The sequence below is a fragment of the Nostoc sp. DSM 114161 genome (genome assembly GCF_052692665.1).
This window is the reverse complement of the sequence record NZ_CP195141.1, coordinates 5,001-22,185: the sequence shown is the minus strand read 5'-3', so window position 1 is coordinate 22,185 and position 17,185 is coordinate 5,001. Positions and strand designations below refer to the sequence as shown.

General features: G+C 41.8%; 15 protein-coding genes and 2 rRNA genes (1 of these 17 running past the window's edge). 8 read left to right on the top strand and 9 right to left on the bottom strand.

Going from position 1 to position 17,185, the window contains the following annotated elements:
* Positions 1–571: 571 nt before the first annotated feature.
* Entirely contained in the window at positions 572–1,897 is a 1,326-nt protein-coding gene (locus tag NSTC745_RS00100; protein WP_445635354.1) for a hemolysin family protein, read from the bottom strand.
* A 243-nt stretch (positions 1,898–2,140) separates the two neighbouring features.
* Between NSTC745_RS00100 and mfd the strand changes: the two genes are divergently transcribed.
* Complete coding sequence (mfd, locus tag NSTC745_RS00095; RefSeq protein WP_445635353.1) at positions 2,141–5,704, top strand: transcription-repair coupling factor; 3,564 nt, start codon at positions 2,141–2,143, stop codon at positions 5,702–5,704.
* Between the two features lie 60 nt (positions 5,705–5,764).
* Here the strand turns inward: mfd and NSTC745_RS00090 are convergent, their stop codons facing one another.
* On the bottom strand, positions 5,765–6,232 hold the full coding sequence (locus tag NSTC745_RS00090) for a DUF29 domain-containing protein (protein WP_445635352.1): 468 nt from the start codon (positions 6,230–6,232) through the stop codon (positions 5,765–5,767).
* A gap of 258 nt (positions 6,233–6,490) precedes the next feature.
* Between NSTC745_RS00090 and NSTC745_RS00085 the strand changes: the two genes are divergently transcribed.
* The 3 genes from NSTC745_RS00085 to NSTC745_RS00075 all read left to right on the top strand — a co-directional run bounded on the left by NSTC745_RS00085 (position 6,491) and on the right by NSTC745_RS00075 (position 7,464).
* Positions 6,491–6,829, top strand: coding sequence for a type II toxin-antitoxin system HicB family antitoxin (locus NSTC745_RS00085; protein ID WP_445635351.1), 339 nt, complete (start codon positions 6,491–6,493; stop codon positions 6,827–6,829).
* A gap of 198 nt (positions 6,830–7,027) precedes the next feature.
* A complete protein-coding gene (locus NSTC745_RS00080; protein ID WP_445635350.1) occupies positions 7,028–7,246 on the top strand; it encodes a type II toxin-antitoxin system HicB family antitoxin in 219 nt (72 codons plus the stop codon).
* Positions 7,243–7,464, top strand: coding sequence for a type II toxin-antitoxin system HicA family toxin (locus NSTC745_RS00075; RefSeq protein WP_445635349.1), 222 nt, complete (start codon positions 7,243–7,245; stop codon positions 7,462–7,464). The genes NSTC745_RS00080 and NSTC745_RS00075 overlap by 4 nt, the downstream gene beginning before the upstream one ends.
* A gap of 18 nt (positions 7,465–7,482) precedes the next feature.
* On the opposite strand, the gene NSTC745_RS00070 is transcribed toward NSTC745_RS00075, so the two are convergent.
* From NSTC745_RS00070 to NSTC745_RS00050, 5 genes are all read right to left on the bottom strand, one after another.
* Complete coding sequence (locus tag NSTC745_RS00070) at positions 7,483–7,680, bottom strand: DUF6887 family protein (RefSeq protein WP_445635348.1); 198 nt, start codon at positions 7,678–7,680, stop codon at positions 7,483–7,485.
* Entirely contained in the window at positions 7,667–7,786 is a 120-nt protein-coding gene (locus NSTC745_RS00065; protein ID WP_445635347.1) for a DUF6888 family protein, read from the bottom strand. Before NSTC745_RS00065 ends, NSTC745_RS00070 begins: the two co-directional genes overlap by 14 nt.
* Positions 7,787–7,940: 154 nt before the next feature.
* Positions 7,941–9,539, bottom strand: coding sequence for an Hsp70 family protein (locus NSTC745_RS00060; protein WP_445635346.1), 1,599 nt, complete (start codon positions 9,537–9,539; stop codon positions 7,941–7,943).
* Between the two features lie 176 nt (positions 9,540–9,715).
* Positions 9,716–10,672: a UV DNA damage repair endonuclease UvsE gene (uvsE, locus tag NSTC745_RS00055; RefSeq protein ID WP_445635345.1), complete on the bottom strand. Its 957-nt coding sequence runs from the start codon at positions 10,670–10,672 to the stop codon at positions 9,716–9,718.
* 351 nt (positions 10,673–11,023) lie between these two features.
* A complete protein-coding gene (locus NSTC745_RS00050; RefSeq protein WP_445635344.1) occupies positions 11,024–11,518 on the bottom strand; it encodes a hypothetical protein in 495 nt (164 codons plus the stop codon).
* A 750-nt stretch (positions 11,519–12,268) separates the two neighbouring features.
* On the opposite strand from NSTC745_RS00050, the gene NSTC745_RS00045 reads away from it, so the two are divergent.
* The 4 genes from NSTC745_RS00045 to NSTC745_RS00030 all read left to right on the top strand — a co-directional run bounded on the left by NSTC745_RS00045 (position 12,269) and on the right by NSTC745_RS00030 (position 16,306).
* Positions 12,269–13,960: a potassium channel family protein gene (locus NSTC745_RS00045; RefSeq protein ID WP_445635343.1), complete on the top strand. Its 1,692-nt coding sequence runs from the start codon at positions 12,269–12,271 to the stop codon at positions 13,958–13,960.
* Positions 13,961–14,614: 654 nt separating this feature from the next.
* The gene (locus tag NSTC745_RS00040; protein WP_445638494.1) at positions 14,615–14,974 is read left to right on the top strand and encodes a Mo-dependent nitrogenase C-terminal domain-containing protein; all 360 of its coding nucleotides are present in this window, start codon (positions 14,615–14,617) and stop codon (positions 14,972–14,974) included.
* Positions 14,975–14,996: 22 nt separating this feature from the next.
* Positions 14,997–15,269 (top strand): cupin domain-containing protein, encoded by a 273-nt coding sequence (locus tag NSTC745_RS00035; RefSeq protein ID WP_096537182.1) that lies wholly within the window; start codon positions 14,997–14,999, stop codon positions 15,267–15,269.
* A 290-nt stretch (positions 15,270–15,559) separates the two neighbouring features.
* Positions 15,560–16,306: a creatininase family protein gene (locus NSTC745_RS00030; protein ID WP_445635342.1), complete on the top strand. Its 747-nt coding sequence runs from the start codon at positions 15,560–15,562 to the stop codon at positions 16,304–16,306.
* Between the two features lie 574 nt (positions 16,307–16,880).
* Here NSTC745_RS00030 and rrf read toward each other — a convergent pair.
* A 5S ribosomal RNA gene (gene rrf / locus NSTC745_RS00025) occupies positions 16,881–16,998 on the bottom strand.
* A 119-nt stretch (positions 16,999–17,117) separates the two neighbouring features.
* Positions 17,118–17,185 (bottom strand): 23S ribosomal RNA (locus tag NSTC745_RS00020) (it continues 2,758 nt past the right edge of the window).

Sequence of the window (17,185 nt, the reverse complement as noted above, 5' to 3'; positions counted from 1 at the left end):
AAAGCTTTGTTCCACAGCCGTTTACCCCACCCCTCAATCCCCTCCCCTTGCCAAGGGGAGGGGAGGTTTTGCGTCAGCAAAGCCGGGGTGGGGTAACGCGGATCTTGATAGTAAGTGAGTAGAACTCAATATCACGTCTTCACAAAGGTTTCACGTTAAGTTGACACCAATGGGCAATGCCGTGCCCCTACCAAAGCATTTGTATCATCATTAAAGTGAAACGGTATAACTCATTTAGGACTGCTATACTTTTCTATCAAAGTCAAATATTTTATTAATTTTGCAGATGCTTGTACAACTACCAAAAAGACCAAAAGGAATCCCCTAAATTTATTTATGAGGATTCCTCGGTTTTGTCTCACGGTAGCAGCTTTTGTGCCTTTATTGGGCAATCTTTAGATGCGAACTTCTCAGAGTATTTTACTTACAGCAATTCAAAGTTAAATAGACCGCACTAGGGTAGCAAAGCTGTGCTAACTAACTGACAATAATTTAATTTTCCAGTATGTGTATTCCATTCAATTGAAAACTGCTGTAGATGGGTAAGCTGTATAGTTCTAGAAGTCGATATTTAATCAGATGCGATATTTTTCATTTGATTGGCGCTTGGTACAACTAGCACCTTATCAACGCGGTTACCATCCATATCCATAACTTCAATTCGCATACCTTCCCATTCAAAATGATCTGCTGCGGTGGGAATACGACCTAAATGAGTGATGACAAAACCGCCTAAGGTTTGATAACTGCCACGTTCCTCAGATTCCCATTCTTCCATCTCGAAAAGTTCCAAAAACTCTTCCACAGGTAACATTCCATCCAGAAGCCAAGAACCATCTTCCCGTTGCACGGCTTGTGGTTGATCTTGTCCATCTGTTGAAGGAACATCGCCGACGATTTCGCTCATGATGTCGTTGAGAGTGACTAATCCTTGAATGACGCCATATTCATCAACTACCAGTGCCATGTGAGTCACGGTTTGCTTAAATAATTCTAAAACTTTCAAACCGCGGGTGCTTTCTGGAACAAAGACTGGTTGCCGCAATCCTACTGTTAAGTCTAGCTGTTCGCCTCGAAAACTCCTAGCTAATAAGTCGGTAACTGGGATCACACCCAGCACATTGTCAAGTCCTCCTTGACAAACTGGATACCGAGAGTAGGCACTATCAACCATTTTTTGGCGATTTTCTTCAGCGGTGTCATCTAAGTCTAGCCAGACGATATCAGGACGAGGTGTCATTAAATAGCTTACAGGGCGATCGCCTAAACGAAAAACTCGCTCTACCATATCCTGTTCGGCTTCTTCAAAGGTTCCCGCTTCAGTACCTTGCTCGATTAAGATTTTGATTTCTTCTTCGGTGACTTGCGGTTCCGTTGATTGGGTAACCCCTAACAATCGCAGTACCATATCCGTCGAAGCACTTAAAAGATGTACCATAGGAGAAGCGATCGCCGATAAGGCACGCATGGGAATAGCTACAAATGCTGCAATGCCTTCTGGGTTATTTAATGCCAAACGCTTCGGCACCAATTCGCCGATAATCAATGACAAATAGGTAATAATCAACACCACGATTCCGAAAGATACGGGTTCGCTATAAGGTGCCAATACAGGAACAAGCCGCACATAGACTGCCAGCCGATTAGCGATTGTTGCTCCTCCAAAAGCACCAGTCAAAATACCGATGAGAGAAATACCTACTTGAATAGTTGACAGGAAATTATTTGGAGACTCCGCGAGTTTGAGTGCTACCCTTGCCTTAGCATCCCCTTGATTGGCAAGCTGCTGTAGTCTAACTTTCCGCGCCGAGACAATTGCCATCTCAGACATCGAAAATATGCCGTTGGCAATAATTAGCACCAAGATGATTAAAATTTCAAAAGTGATGGAGGACATGTTTAAAATTGCCGCTTATCAGAGCGAACTTAGCTCAATCCTTAGTATCTAGTATTAAAGGTGCTTCGATAAATGGTTTGACTGTACACAAAGTAATAGTTATGAGTTGTTGATTTTATGATGTGGTTGTACATTATTCTTCCTGAGAATGAATTAGAGGGCTGTTAACACTTTTAAAATGGTGGACATAACCTGCCTCAAGATTTTCAACAAGCGCCAAGATTTCGATTGCTAGTAGAACTTATGTCATTTTCTTCTATTGTGCGTGCCTTAGGGCGATCGCCGCTCACTACTGAGTTTATTTCTAAGTTAAATCGCCAACAAGAATTGCGCTTAAATGGCATTCCCCGCCTACCGAAGGGTTTGGTAGCTTCAGCATTGGCGCAAACTCAAGGCAGGAATTTGTTCGTGGTATGCGCCACTCTGGAAGAAGCCGGACGCGTTTACGCACAACTAGAGGCAATGGGATGGCAAACAGTACACTTTTACCCAACTTCTGAAGCTTCTCCTTACGAACCTTTTGACCCCGAAACTGAAATGAGTTGGGGACAAATGCAGGTGTTGGCGGATTTGGTCAAAAGTCAAGAGTCATTAGTCATTAGTCATTTGTCATCAGAAACAAACCAAAGGACAAATGATAAAGGACAAGCGACAAATATAGCAATTGTGGCGACTCAAGGGGCGTTGCAGCCGCATCTGCCACCGCCAGAGGCTTTTCAAGAATTTTGTTTGACGCTAAAGCGGGGGATGGAGATAGATCTCAATGCTTTTAGTGAAAAAGTCACTCTTTTGGGGTACGAACGGGTACCTCTGGTGGAAACTGAAGGGCAATGGAGTCGGCGTGGCGATATTGTTGATGTGTTTCCGGTTTCCTCGGAGTTACCAGTGAGGCTGGAATGGTTTGGCGATGAAATCGAACAAATACGGGAATTTGACCCAGCAACTCAACGTTCTGCCCTCGATAAAGTCGAGCAGTTAATTCTCACGCCAACTAGCTTTGCTCCCATCATCATGGCGCCACTGAAGGATAGTGATGAGTTAGGAGTTATGAGTTCTGAGTTAAATTCTGACTCAGGACTGGGCAATGGAAACTCAGGACTGATTGAAGGTAGCCGTCGTTTTTTGGGTTTAGCGTTCGAGCAACCAGCATCCCTGCTAGACTATTTACCAGAAAATACCTTAATTGCCATTGATGAACCAGAACAGTGTCACGCTCATAGCGATCGCTGGGTGGAAAATGCGGAAGAACAATGGGGAATGGGGAATAGGGCATTGGGCATTGGGCATGGGGAAGGGTCTAACCAATTACCGAAGATTCATCGGTCGTTTGATGAGTGTTTGGCTGATGTTGCTAGGTTTCAAACTTTATATTTATCGGAACTGTCTGAGGAGAATGATGGCATTAATCTTGCCAGTAGAAGCGTTCCGGTTACACCGCACCAGTTTGCCAAATTAGCTGATACTATTCGCCAGGAACGCGATCGCAATTTCTCTGTCTGGCTGATTTCGGCTCAACCTTCGCGTTCTGTGTCGCTGTTGCAAGAACACGATTGTCCGGCTCAATTTATCCCCAATCCCCGCGACTACCAAGCGATTGAAAAGCTACAAATCAACCACACGCCAGTCGCACTCAAATATTCTGGCTTGGCGGAACTCGAAGGTTTTATTCTGCCTACGTATCGCCTAGTAGTCGTCACCGACCGAGAATTTTACGGTCAGCATTCCTTAGCAACTCCGGGTTTTATTCGCAAGCGCCACAAAGCGACTTCTAAACAAGTTGACCCCAATAAGCTGCGTCCGGGGGATTATGTGGTTCACAGAAATCATGGCGTTGGCAAGTTTGTGAAACTGGAAAGCTTAACGATTAATGATGAAACTCGTGATTACTTGGTGGTGCAATATGCCGACGGTTTGTTGAGAGTCGCAGCGGATCAATTAGGTGCTTTATCTCGCTTCCGCGCCGCCGGGGATAGAGCACCAGAACTCAATAAGATGACTGGTAAGGCTTGGGATAATACCAAGAATAGAGTCCGCAAAGCGATTAAGAAATTGGCGGTGGACTTGCTGAAATTGTATGCAGCGCGATCGCAACAACAAGGCTATAGTTTCCCCAGCGATATGCCTTGGCAAGAGGAAATGGAAGACTCCTTCCCTTACCAACCTACAACAGATCAGCTAAAAGCCGTACAAGATGTCAAACGCGACATGGAAAGCGATCGACCAATGGATCGCTTAGTTTGTGGCGATGTCGGTTTTGGAAAAACGGAAGTGGCGATTCGTGCTGTTTTTAAAGCAGTCACCGCCGGTAAACAAGTGGCACTCCTTGCGCCTACAACTATTTTAACTCAGCAGCACTACCATACACTCAAAGAACGTTTTGCTCCGTACCCCGTGAATGTCGGCTTACTCAACCGCTTTCGTTCCGCTGAAGAACGCCGCGAGATTCAAAAGCGATTGGCAACGGGCGAATTAGATGTAGTTGTGGGCACACACCAACTTTTAGGCAAAGGCGTATCATTCAAAGATTTAGGACTGTTGGTGGTGGATGAAGAACAGCGTTTTGGGGTGAACCAAAAAGAGAAAATTAAAAGCTTGAAAACTCAAGTTGACGTGCTGACTCTTTCCGCGACTCCCATTCCTCGTACCCTGTATATGTCTTTGTCGGGAATTCGGGAAATGAGTTTAATTACTACACCGCCTCCAACTCGACGCCCGATTAAAACTCATCTCGCACCGCTAAATCCCGAAAGCGTGCGTAGCGCTATACGTCAAGAATTAGACCGAGGTGGACAAGTATTTTATGTAGTTCCACGAGTAGAAGGTATTGAAGAAACAACTGCCAACTTACGAGAAATGATACCGGGGGCGAGATTTGCGATCGCTCACGGGCAAATGGATGAAAGCGAGTTAGAATCAACCATGCTCACCTTCAGCAACGGTGAAGCAGATATCCTGGTTTGTACGACAATTATCGAATCTGGCTTAGATATTCCGCGAGTCAACACCATCTTAATTGAAGACGCTCATCGCTTTGGCTTGGCACAGTTGTATCAATTACGCGGTCGTGTCGGACGTGCAGGTATCCAAGCTCATGCTTGGCTTTTTTATCCCAAGCAGCGGACGCTATCTGATGCCGCAAGGCAACGCTTACGAGCAATTCAAGAATTTACTCAGCTAGGTTCTGGGTATCAATTAGCAATGCGCGATATGGAAATTCGCGGAGTGGGTAACTTGCTAGGAGCAGAACAATCCGGTCAAATGGATGCCATTGGTTTTGATTTATACATGGAAATGCTCGAAGAAGCAATTCGAGAAATTCGCGGCCAAGAAATTCCCCAGGTTGACGATACGCAGATTGACCTCAACCTGACGGCATTTATTCCCGCAGATTATATTACCGATTTGGATCAAAAGATGAGTGCTTACCGGGCGGTAGCTACAGCAAAATCGAAAGGAGAGTTAAAGCAGATTGCAGCTGAATGGAGCGATCGCTATGGTACTTTGCCAGTCCCAGCTAATCAACTGCTGCGAGTTATGGAACTCAAACAGTTAGCCAAAAAACTCGGATTTAGCCGCATTAAACCAGAAAACAAGCAGCACGTCGTTTTAGAAACACCAATGGAAGAACCAGCTTGGAACTTGTTGGCGGCGAATTTACCAGACAATCTCAAAACCCGCTTTGTCTATTCTCCTGGGAAAGTCACAGTGCGCGGTTTAGGAGTTTTTAAAGCCGACCAACAATTGCAAAGTTTGATTGATGCTTTTGCGAAAATGCAAGGTGCGATTCCAGAAGCGGCTGTTGTTTGAAGATCTTAATCAAAAGACATCTGGTAAAAATCAATGTAGAGAGGTAGCATTGCTACGTCTCTACTCTGATTCATCTACTAAATTGCTTGGTTCGCCTGGGTAGAAGTCATAGCCCAAAATCTCTAGCAAACTGTAGGGACACTCCACCGGAAAAGTACGTTTGGGCAAATCTGTTTCTCCAACAGCTAATTCCAGACCTTTAAGGTAGGCTTTGCCAAGTGCTTCTTCAAGGTAGGGCTTGAGGCTAGGATTGTCTTCAAGCAGTTCAGCAATATCTAAGCGTTGAATACGAAGCGTTGCTAACCAACTACGGCTACGGCGTCCTGACTGGTACTCCCATTTTAGTAAATGTCCAATCAACACACTTAGACGGTTTCGCAGTTCTTGACGTTGCTGTTTACCCAAAGATTGAATCTCCTCAATCAGATTTTGCAGATCGATCTGACTCCACTGCTGATTCTGAAGTAAAGTTGCTTGTTCCTGTGTCCAAGCGTAAAAATCAGTTTCGTAGAGACTTGGTGAAGACATTGTTATCTTTGGGTTAGTTTCAGGTATAGGCATTAGGTTAGTTCAAACTCAACGTCTTTAGTTTTATTGTAAAAAAGCATATTCAAATTTTTCGTTACGACCAGAAATTCAAGACAAAGCAATTTTTAGAAAAAAGCTAAACCAGACTGAGTAATAAGAACTCTACCGACTTTTGGGAGAATGTGTTATTTGTCATGTATGACTAAACAAGAAAACTAAAGTGAGTATTAATCTTGATTTGCCCTTAGTTTATTATTTATGATTATTAAAGATATATTCATTGTAGAATCTACTTCACCAGCATCTTTTGGGCGGCTTAATCTTCAAGGTGTAATACTCGGCAGAAAAATCTTCATTCCCAAATTCCCCTACCACTTAACGACACATTTTGTTGTATTGGGAAAAGTACCTGCTGATATGGAAATATGCGATCTGACTCTTAGCATCTCACCAAATTGGGCAGAAGTTCCTGCGCTTCCCGGTTGTATTACTGAAGGGGAGACAATGGAAGAGGTGATGATTAATTTAAAGGATGCTATTGAAGGTTGGCTTGATGTTGCCAACAGTCGTCATGCAATTGAGTCAACAGATAGATAGAGTTGTCGAAATTGCTGTATAAAATCGATTTCTGGCAGTCGGACAGCTAGAAGCGGATACAATTATTTGGTTTTGGCTAGGTTTACACGCAGAGTATGACAGGTTGCTCTCTCAGCTGTAGCGACATACCTGTGGCGATCGCACTTTAAATATAACTCTAGGACTAAAATAAAAGGTGGTTACACATAGCTTGTAAGCATGAGCCAAAATATCAGACAAGTAATTATGTATCGAGATGAAGATGGCTACTGGATTGTCGAATGTCCAAGCCTCAAAGGTTGTGTTAGTCAAGGCAAAACAAAAGAGGAAGCCCTTTTAAATATTAAAGAGGCTATTTCAGGTTATGTTGCTGCCCTAAAAGAAGATAACCTACCTGTACCAGAAGAGAACTTTGAAACATTTCTAGTAGTTGTGTGAGCAAGTTACCCAGTATTTCCGGGAAAGATTGCGTTAATGCTCTGGAAAAAATTGGCTTTTACCAAAAGCGCAGAGAAAGCAGTCACATCATTATGCGACGAGATGAACCATTTGCTCAAGTTGTGGTTCCGGATCATCAAGAGTTGGCGAAGGGAACCTTGAGAGCAATTATTCGAGATGTTGATTTAAGTGTAGACGAATTCATAGCATTGCTTTAAGTAGAATTTTCTTAGATATCACTTTAGATTCAATTTAGATTTAAAAATTGTTTCTACTTCTTCATAGGGCATATCGTAAGGATAAGGGAAAGTTTGAGCATTAAGGTTTCTTCGATTAATCAATAATTCTCGAATCGCTTCATTATCTGTGGGATGAGACAAGATATATTTTTTTAATTCTTTGCGAGTCATTTGAGTAAAATCAGGCTTCGTCATTTTGGTTAAACTCCCAATTCCCATTTTCAAAAATAGTAATTTCTAAATTTTTGTCTCTATCAGCAATCAAGTAAATATATTTGTATACAGAATCGTACCTAAACATTCAAATCGGAGAATACGTTAAAAATTTGGAAGATAAGCGAAAAAGTTAAGCTGACGCACAGAAATTTTAATAAGCAATTAGCTAGACTTGATAAAGCTAAGGGCGGACAAGATGTCCACCCTACAAAATTGATAATTTATTTGTTGCTAAATCCCTAACTCAACTGTGCTACGAGTTGATTTTCTAAAAGTGTGTTATTTGTTAACAAATCTTCAACGGTGATTCGCAAAAAGCGTTTATCGTCAACTTGAAAGAAAATTTTAATGCGATCGCTGCCAGGAAATCCGTTAGGTGTTAGTTGGGCAATTGTTCTAGCACCTTCTTTATCATTGAGGGGTTTGACGGTGGTTTCGCTAGTTTCAAGACGGCGAGTAATCAAGCGATCGCCATCAAAATAAACTTCGGTATTACCTGTGTCTGCTCCCAATTCTCCCATAATTAATTCGATGCTCGGCTGATTCTCTACAGAAGCGCCTAACACTAATTCCACTGGCTGATTCATGGGATACGGCTGTCCAGCTTTAATTATCGGATGCCAATGATGGCGTTGATTGCGGCGATCCCAGTAGCGAATCCCATAGCTATGGTAAAGAAAGTCTTTGATTTCAATGCCTTGGGCAATTTGTAACGCACCTTGAGCGATCGCTTCAAAAGGACGTTCGCAACGAATTTTTTCTGGCTCAAAATATTGCTTAATCCATGTCTGCACTGCTGGCAATTGTACAGTTCCACCAACTAATAAAACTGCATTAATATCTGCAACTTCTATTCCTTGGCGTCTTGCTTGTTGCAACAGTGTCGTCATCGATTCATCTAATAACTCAAAAAAGGCGTGTTCTTTGAGGATATTTTCAAAAGTATCGCGGTTTAATTCCAGTTCGTAACTTTCAAATGTTTCATCGTCAAAATAAACTTCACTGGCTTGATTTTGAGTTGATAGCTGAATTTTTACCCGTTCTGCCAATCTTGTTGTCAAAGGACTTACCGCCAGCCCTTGAGTTTTGGCAAAGTAATCTACTAACCAATTATCAATATCAGTACCACCCAAATTTTGCCCTGCTTTCGCCAAGACACGGGCTGTTTTGACTTTTTGTTTTGAATCTTCAGCTAACGATTTATTACCCCATTTGAGCAGAAATCCCACAGGTTTTGTAGTTGCTTGAACGCCTCGATCTAACCGGACGAGAGACAAATCCAAAGTCCCGCCACCAAAGTCGATTACCAAGAGCATTTCTTTATCTGCCAAGCCATAACCCAAGGCCGCAGCTGTGGGTTCATCCAGCATTCGCACTTGTTCGACTTTTAGCGATTGGCAAACTTTTCCTAACCAATGACGGTAGGCTTCAAAACTATCTACGGGTACGGTTAAAACTAAAGAATCTAAACCACCTTCCAAGGGTGCTAGTTCTTCAATTACCTGGGTGAGAAACCATTGCCCTACCTGCTCAAAGGTGACAATTTGCCCATCTAACTCAGGTAAGAAACCTTGAATATTTGCACCAATACCGCGCTTGAAGCTGCGGAAAAATCTTGTTTCGCCTTTGAGGTCAAGACCGCGATCGCGTACTTGTTGACCTACTAAGATTTTACTTTGTGCTGCGTCTTCAACATAAACCAAACTGGGTATCAGTGGCGGATTAAGACTTTGTTTAATTGATAAACCTGGTAGATTCAGGGTTTCTGGCTGCTGGGTTACAGGGTTCCAACGAGCAATGACTGTGTTGCTAGTACCAAAATCGATTGCGATCGCCATATTTTCTAAGAAGGAATTCAGAACTCAGAATTCAGGAGTCAGGAGTTAGGAGTCTGACTGGCTGTTGAGGAAAAGGTGAAACAGCACATTGAATTTTTGATTCAGTAGTTAACATACACTATTGAGTCCTACTCTGAACCGATCGCATCTAAATTCAGAATTCAGAATTCTGAATTCTAAATTCTGACTTCTGACTCCATCAGCCACCAAGAACGCAAATGAGCGATCGCTTCTTCTTTTCGTTTAGCTTCGACTTCTATCCAAGGTACTTCGTGGTAAACACTGGGCATAGCTGTAATTAAATCGCTGTGCTTGCGATCGTTGAAAGCTTGTTCGCCATTGGAAATATGGACTAGTTGCCAATCTGGATTCGCCCAAGTTTCTCGTGCTGCGTATAACATAGATGCGACACTTGGATCGTCATAGCTATCTAAATTTTCGTGACAAATATGGTGATGAGCGTCGAATACCATTGGTATTCCTGCTTGCTGACACACTACTAAAATTTCACTTGCACTATAAGCGTATTCATCATTTTCTAAAGTCAACCGATTTTTAATTGCTGGTGGTAATTCTGAAATTACTTTTACAAGTTGTTCGGTGCGTTGAGATTTACCACCATGAATATTCATCAATGACCAAGGCGATTGGGGTAAGCCTAATAAGTCAAGGTTGCGGGCGTGTCGTTCGAGAATTTTGATACTTGTTTTTACCACTTCTGGAGAATCAGAACTCAGCACTACATATTGATCTGGATGCAGTACCATTCTGATATTTAATGCTTTTGCACGTTCCCCGATTTTTGCTAATTCATCGCTCATTTCCTCTAATATATTTGCGCCGATTTCGTCTTCCATATCGCACAAAGGAAATAAAGCACAGGACATCCGATACAGCTGAATCCGATTTTTCTGACAAAAGGATAGAGCGTCATGCAAACGCTGTAAATTATGCTGATAGAGTTCTCTTAGAGCAGTTTCACGTTCTTCAAGAGTCAGTTTTAAGTAGCGCGTGCGCGTCATTGTCCGAAAGCGCACTTGTTTATCAAAGGTAATACAAACCAGCCCCAAGTGGGGTACAGTGGCTTTTTGTTGCTGTGTGTGGGGTAAAGTTTGGAACTGGATTGCAGTCATGAACTAAACTTATTAATTTATCAATATGTTCTTCTTTCTTTAATTTTAATAAATTTTGCGAGTAAACGATGAGTATCTAGAGAAGCATTATTGACAAATAATATTTGATTATTAACTTACTCGTAGAGGGAGGCAATAGGCAACCGCGAAAGATTAATTGCCTATTGCTTTCAAATATATGTTAGTTATTCATCCAATCAAATTGGATTGTCATAATAGAGTATTTGTCAATCAGCAATTGGGCTGAAATATTGGAGACATTAGACCTCTTGCGGTCAAAGGGAAAAGGTTAAACGGTAAAGGGAAAATACCAAACCTTTCCCCCTTTTCCCGACTTCTGCAAGAAGTCTATTAATCAGCGATCGCCCATCTGACATAAGGACGAGAAGCCGCTACAGTTTTGTAGGTAATTAAGCGTCCTGGTGCATTAATTTTTCGCAAATCCACACGGAAATAAGCTTTTTTATTCTTAAATTCTACATTGTAGAAAGTATATTCTTGGGTGCGAGTTTTACCAACACACGATGCATAATCACTGCGTAAAGGTGAAACAAATTCGGCAAACTGGTTATTAGATGAAACTAACTTACTTGAATCTGCAAATTCTCTAGTATCTGCCACTACCGTATGTTCAGCACCACCTTCATAAGGTAAAGTAAACCACCACAGCCCAATTTTTTCAGGACATCTACCACTGCTACGTTGTACGTTCAGTGTGACATTAGGTGCAGAAATAGGCCCTGGCTCTGACTGTGGCTGTGCTTGTGCTGTAGTGGCTAGCGTTCCTGCTAGAATTAAGGGGCATAAAACACTACCAAAATCTGTTAATTGTACTAACTTTTTCATAAGGCGAAAATTTAAAATTTCAGGTATCTAAATCAGATTGACTTTTATCAGTTTATAAATGTGCCATCTAACAGCAGTTTATCTAAGAATCGAAGTCAAATATAAACTCCACTGCTAAGAGGATGTTTTAAGAGCTAATTTGTAAACTCAAGTAAAGTACTTGTTCAATAAGGGTTTCAGTAATTTAACTCAATACAGCACTTGTTTGCTGAAACTCAGACCTAGTAATGAGTTGAGTACACTTAAGATTTTCTTTACGAATTAGCTCTAACAGTCCTTAGCGATGTATCAAATACTTGAAGATCCCCCTAAATCCACGCCACTTGCTCTGAGGGAAACCCCCAAGACCGCAGTGGCTCCCCTTAAAAAGGGGGACTTGAAGAAGTTTCCCCCTTTTTAAGCTAAGGTGTACACACAAGTCTCTTGACTTGCACCTTTGTTGCATCGGCTTGCACCTTTGTTGCATCGAAAAGCAAAAATTAAGCTTCTGTGTCTTACACAACAACTTTAAAAGACTTATGTGTACGCGGTAGCCTTATTCAAATTGCATCTTTGCGTCCCCGCATCCCCGCGTCCCCGCATTCTTGCGTCATTTTAACAAGTTGAGTTATGCAATTTAAAAGCACATCAACTTAACTCTTTCAATTCAAACAATCGTGTTGTCAGTTACAGATAAACCAACGAAAGCGGGCAATAATTTGGATAATTAATTAGAAATGCAGCCCCGCCTGTAAAAGATGCTGCCGTTTCATGAAACCTCGAATTATTGTTTGTGGCTTAGGACGTACTGGATATAAAATCTTTCGTTTGCTCAGACAGCAGGGAGCATTTGTTGTTGGCATTCATTACCAACCTATTCCAGGCGAAACTGCATCGGATGTGATTGTTGGCGATCTGCAAGCAGCAGCTACCTTAAAAGCAGCAGGAATTGAGCAAGCGCACACTTTAGTAATTGCTGGATCTAAAGATGAACTAAATTTGTCAGTTATGATGCAAGCGCGAGTGCTGAATCCCCAAATTCGCATCATCAACCGCTTTTATAATACAAATTTGGGCGAACGCTTAGATCGGACTTTGCCAGATCATTTGAGTATGAGTGTTGTCGGTTTGGCAGCACCAGTATTCACCTTTGCAGCAATGGGAAGTCGAGCGATCGGGCAAATCAAGTTATTTCAACAAACTTGGCCTATTCATGAAGAATACATTGATGAAAATCATTTGTGGAAAGGTCGAAAGCTGAATGAATTGTGGGAAGACCGATCGCGGATGCTGATTTATTATCTACCTGTAGAAGGTGAAATAGATTTAGTATCTGCTGTCATCTCCGGACAAAAGTTAGAAGTAGGCGATCGCTTAATTGTTGGTACGCAACCCCGCAACCGTCCTCCGAAGCGATCGCTAATTATAAAACTGCTGAAAGTAATAACTAGTCTGAGACAGTTTCAGCAACATGGGCGATCGGTAGTTGTGGGTGCTGTTGTCTTACTCGCAGTAATTCTACTTGCCACACTCACCTACACATCTGCTGAATTAAAATTGTCTCTAATCGATGCCCTATATTTTTCTGTAGGCATGATTACCGGAGCAGGTGGTAATGACAAAGTAGTAGAAAATGCTCCCAACAGTATCAAATTGTTTACCGTTATCATGATGCTGGTTGGCGCAGTGGTGATTGGTATCTGGTATGCAATGCTCACCGATTTTGTCCTGGGAAGCCGCTTTAAGCAATTTTGGGACGCAGCACGAATACCCCAGCGCTATCACTACATTGTCTGTGGTTTAAGCGGTATTGGCGTCAAAATCGTCGAGCAACTCCACACCAGCGGCCATGAAGTCGTAGCGATCGAAACCGATTCTAATAACAGATTTGTCAACACCACCAGAGGGCTAGGCATTCCCGTAATTCAAGGTGATGCTAGCTTCCGCACCATACTCAAGTCCAGCAATATTCATGCTGCCGCCGCAGTGCTGGCCGTAACCAGTAACGATGCCACTAATTTAGAAATAGCCCTCAAAGCCAAAAGCTTGGCACCAAGTATTCCGGTAATTGTCCATTATGCCGATCCCGATTTTGCTGGCATAGCGCAACAGCTATTTGACTTCGAGGCAGTACTCAGTCCCGCTGAATTGGCAGCCCCAGCTTTTGCCGCAGCTGCGCTAGGGGGAAGAATTCTTGGTAATGGCATCACAGCAGATAGTCTTTGGGTAGCTTTTGCCACAGTGATTACGCCTTTACACGCCTTTTGCGGGCAGTGGGTGAAAGATGTAGCCATGTCTACTGACTGCGTACCTTTATACGTAGAAACGAACCACCAAACCCTGCACGGCTGGGATTTACTAGAAACCAACCTCAGTCCTGGCGATATTTTATATATGACGATGCCAGCGACGCAATTATATCAATTGTGGCGTAACGAAGGAGCTTGCGAAAGACACGCTTAATTAGTGGATAATTGCTAACTGAATTCTGGGGTTCAAGTCCACACATAATTTTTCGATTTTGGTTTGAAATACCATTATTCCAATTGCCAATTTCCGTTTTAATTTCGCCAAGTGTGCTGTATTGTGATATGTCAGTTCTAATATTAGTTTGAACTTATCAAAGTATTTTGACTACTTATTAGATAATATCTAGGTTATCTTGTGTGCTATATAGTACAGATTACGAATATTCAGCATCCTACTATCTAGAGATATTAGGGGGCTAATCCTAGCGGAGTGTATATGCGATCGCAGCAATACTCTGTTTCTCTTCCCTAAAGTACATCTCTCGGTACTAGGCAGTTTTGTAACTAGAGTTTTATATTTTGTATATAGAATTGCAATCTTTCAGATTAGAAATCAATAAGTTAAAGAAATGCAATTTTTATATTTTCTTTGTTATTTTGTATTTAACGGGACAGTTCTCGAACATTTGGTGGGTTTAAATAACAATTAATCAACCGAATTCCCCCCAAAGATGCATGTAAATTCTTTGCAATCTGCGGATTTTACTTCAGTTTATAAGCAGAATGCAAATTGCCTAAATAAGTTACATAGCAGCATTCCAAATTGGCAAATAGTTCATCTATAACAAGGAAAACCTTGCTAAAAACTATGCTTGAAACAAATAATCAGCGCATTTTTCTACCTGCTTTTATTAGCCCCATACAAGAAAAAAATCTAGCAGGTACTAAAAAACAAATTCTTCAAGGTAAATTAGATTTACTGCAACCATTACGTCAATGGCTGGACGCGATTGATGTTCAGAATCGTAAATTCGCCAAATTTATTGCTAAGCTTATTCCTGCCCAGTGTCCATTTGAGCGTGATATTATGCTTTTTGGCCGCACAATAGCTCACATTCCTCCAATGTGCAAACTCAATCCCCTTTATAACGAACTTGTGAGCTTGCGTTTTCGCGCTTTGTGTTATTTAGTAGATCAATGTGGAGAGGATATCCAATCCTACTGCTAAATAAAACCAGAGAAAACATAGTATGGAAATTAAAGTTGAGCATCAACCCAGTCAACAACGTCTCGAACAATTGGGTGTGTCCAAATGGGCAATTTGGAAAAAGGAAGTTTCAAAATTCCCTTGGACTTATGATTCTCAAGAAACTTGCTACTTTTTGGAAGGAGATGTAATTGTTACTCCTGATGGTGGACAGCCAGTGCAAATGGGTGAAGGCGATTTAGTAATTTTTCCTGCTGGTATGTCTTGCGTCTGGGAAATTAAAAGTAACGTAAAAAAACATTATTACTTTGATTGATATAGATTAGAGATTGATCCCCTTTGTTTTCTTGACAATCCAAAAAAACAATATTTGATAATTCAATCCTAATTATTGAAAAATACGGCAGAATTCAGATGCAAAACAGGCTTAATGCTTGGTTACTTAACTTAGCTTATCTACTTCAAGAACTTGAAATCTGCTGTAAGATCCCCGATTTCTTTAAGAAGTCGGGGATCTGTGGTTTATTCTCATAAAAAAAAACTTCATAATTATGTTAGTAGAAGTTAAATCGGAGAAGATGCCTTCTTAGAGGAAAATCATCAAAAATGTTACTACATTTAAGTACTTGGCAAGAAGTTGAAGCTTATTTACAGCAATCAAAGGGTATTATTTTTCCCATTGGTTCCACAGAACAACACGGGCCAACAGGATTGATTGGTACTGATGCTATTTGTGCAGAAGCGATCGCTCGTGGTGTGGGCGATACAACTGGAGCGATCGTTGCTCCTACAATCAATGTAGGCATGGCATTGCACCATACTGCTTTCCCTGGCACAATCAGTCTGCGCCCCAGTACTTTAATTCAAGTAGTGCGAGACTATGTAACTTGTCTTGCCAAAGCTGGTTTTACCAAGTTCTACTTTATCAACGGACACGGCGGTAACATCGCCACCCTTAAAGCTGCTTTTTCCGAAACCTACGCTTATTTAGAAGATTTGCACATTGCCAATGCTCCACAAGTACAATGTCAAGTGGCTAACTGGTTTATGTGCAGTTCAGTATATAAACTAGCTAAAGAATTATATGGCGATCGAGAAGGTTCTCACGCAACCCCAAGTGAAGTAGCCGTTACCCAGTACGTTTATCCAGAAGTGATTAAGCAAGGATACCTTTCACCAGAAGTTGCAAGCGGACACAGGATTTATAGTGCAGTAGACTTTCGATCGCATTATCCCGATGGACGCATGGGATCGAATCCGGCTTTAGCAACGCCAGAACACGGTAAACAATTTTATGAATTGGCGGTGAAAGAACTCAGCAATGGATATTTGGAATTTTTGAACGCAGAGTAGAAACCTGCAAACATACTTTAGATATCTGATTAAAATTGGTTCTTCGCATAATTCAACAGTGCTGAATCATTTGTAATACCGATTCAAAAATAGGTTTATTCCTCGAAGATCCCCCCAACCCCTCTTAAAAAGCTACCGTGTACACACAAGTATAGGCTGCAAAGGTTCCAACCCTTCTAAGCCGATAAATACCCAAATTTTGGGCAACTGGAAACTCCATTTATCCCGCTAATTTTAGGGCTAGGCAACGAAACCAATTTTTAGATGGGATTTCAGGACTTATGTGTACACCGTAGCCTTAAAAAGGGGGATCTTAACCGAACCGTATTGACAGATACCCCACCAGCCTAACAACGGCACCCTCCTTGCCAAGGGGAGGGTTGGGGAGGGCTTTGTTCCATGTGTCGCATTCTTTTTTCAAATTGGTATAATTAAACAAGATCTCCAACATTTCTAATAAGTTGGAGATCGCCTTATTCCAATTTTGACAATTAAAATTATATTTCTAAATACAGGAAAAACAAAAACCCTCTTGCTCCGATCAATCGCAAGAGGGTTTGAGTGTGAATATAAAACCTGGCATCGAGCTATTTTAGCGTAGGGCAACCCCTAAACTATCGTTGCCGCAGCAGCGTTTCACCTCTGAGTTCGGGAAGGGTTCAGTGTGGTTCCACCGCGCAATAGACACCAGGAAAACTTTTAGGGCAAGGGGAAAAAGGGAAAAAACTTATCTTTACCCTTTAGGCTTTAACCTTTTGCCTGCTTCAAAACCCTGAAGACTGCCAGGAATGCGAATTATGGTTTTGTTGTAGAGGTCAAGCCCTCGGTCTGTTAGCACGGCTCGGCTACATGCATTGCTGCACTTCCACCTACCGCCTA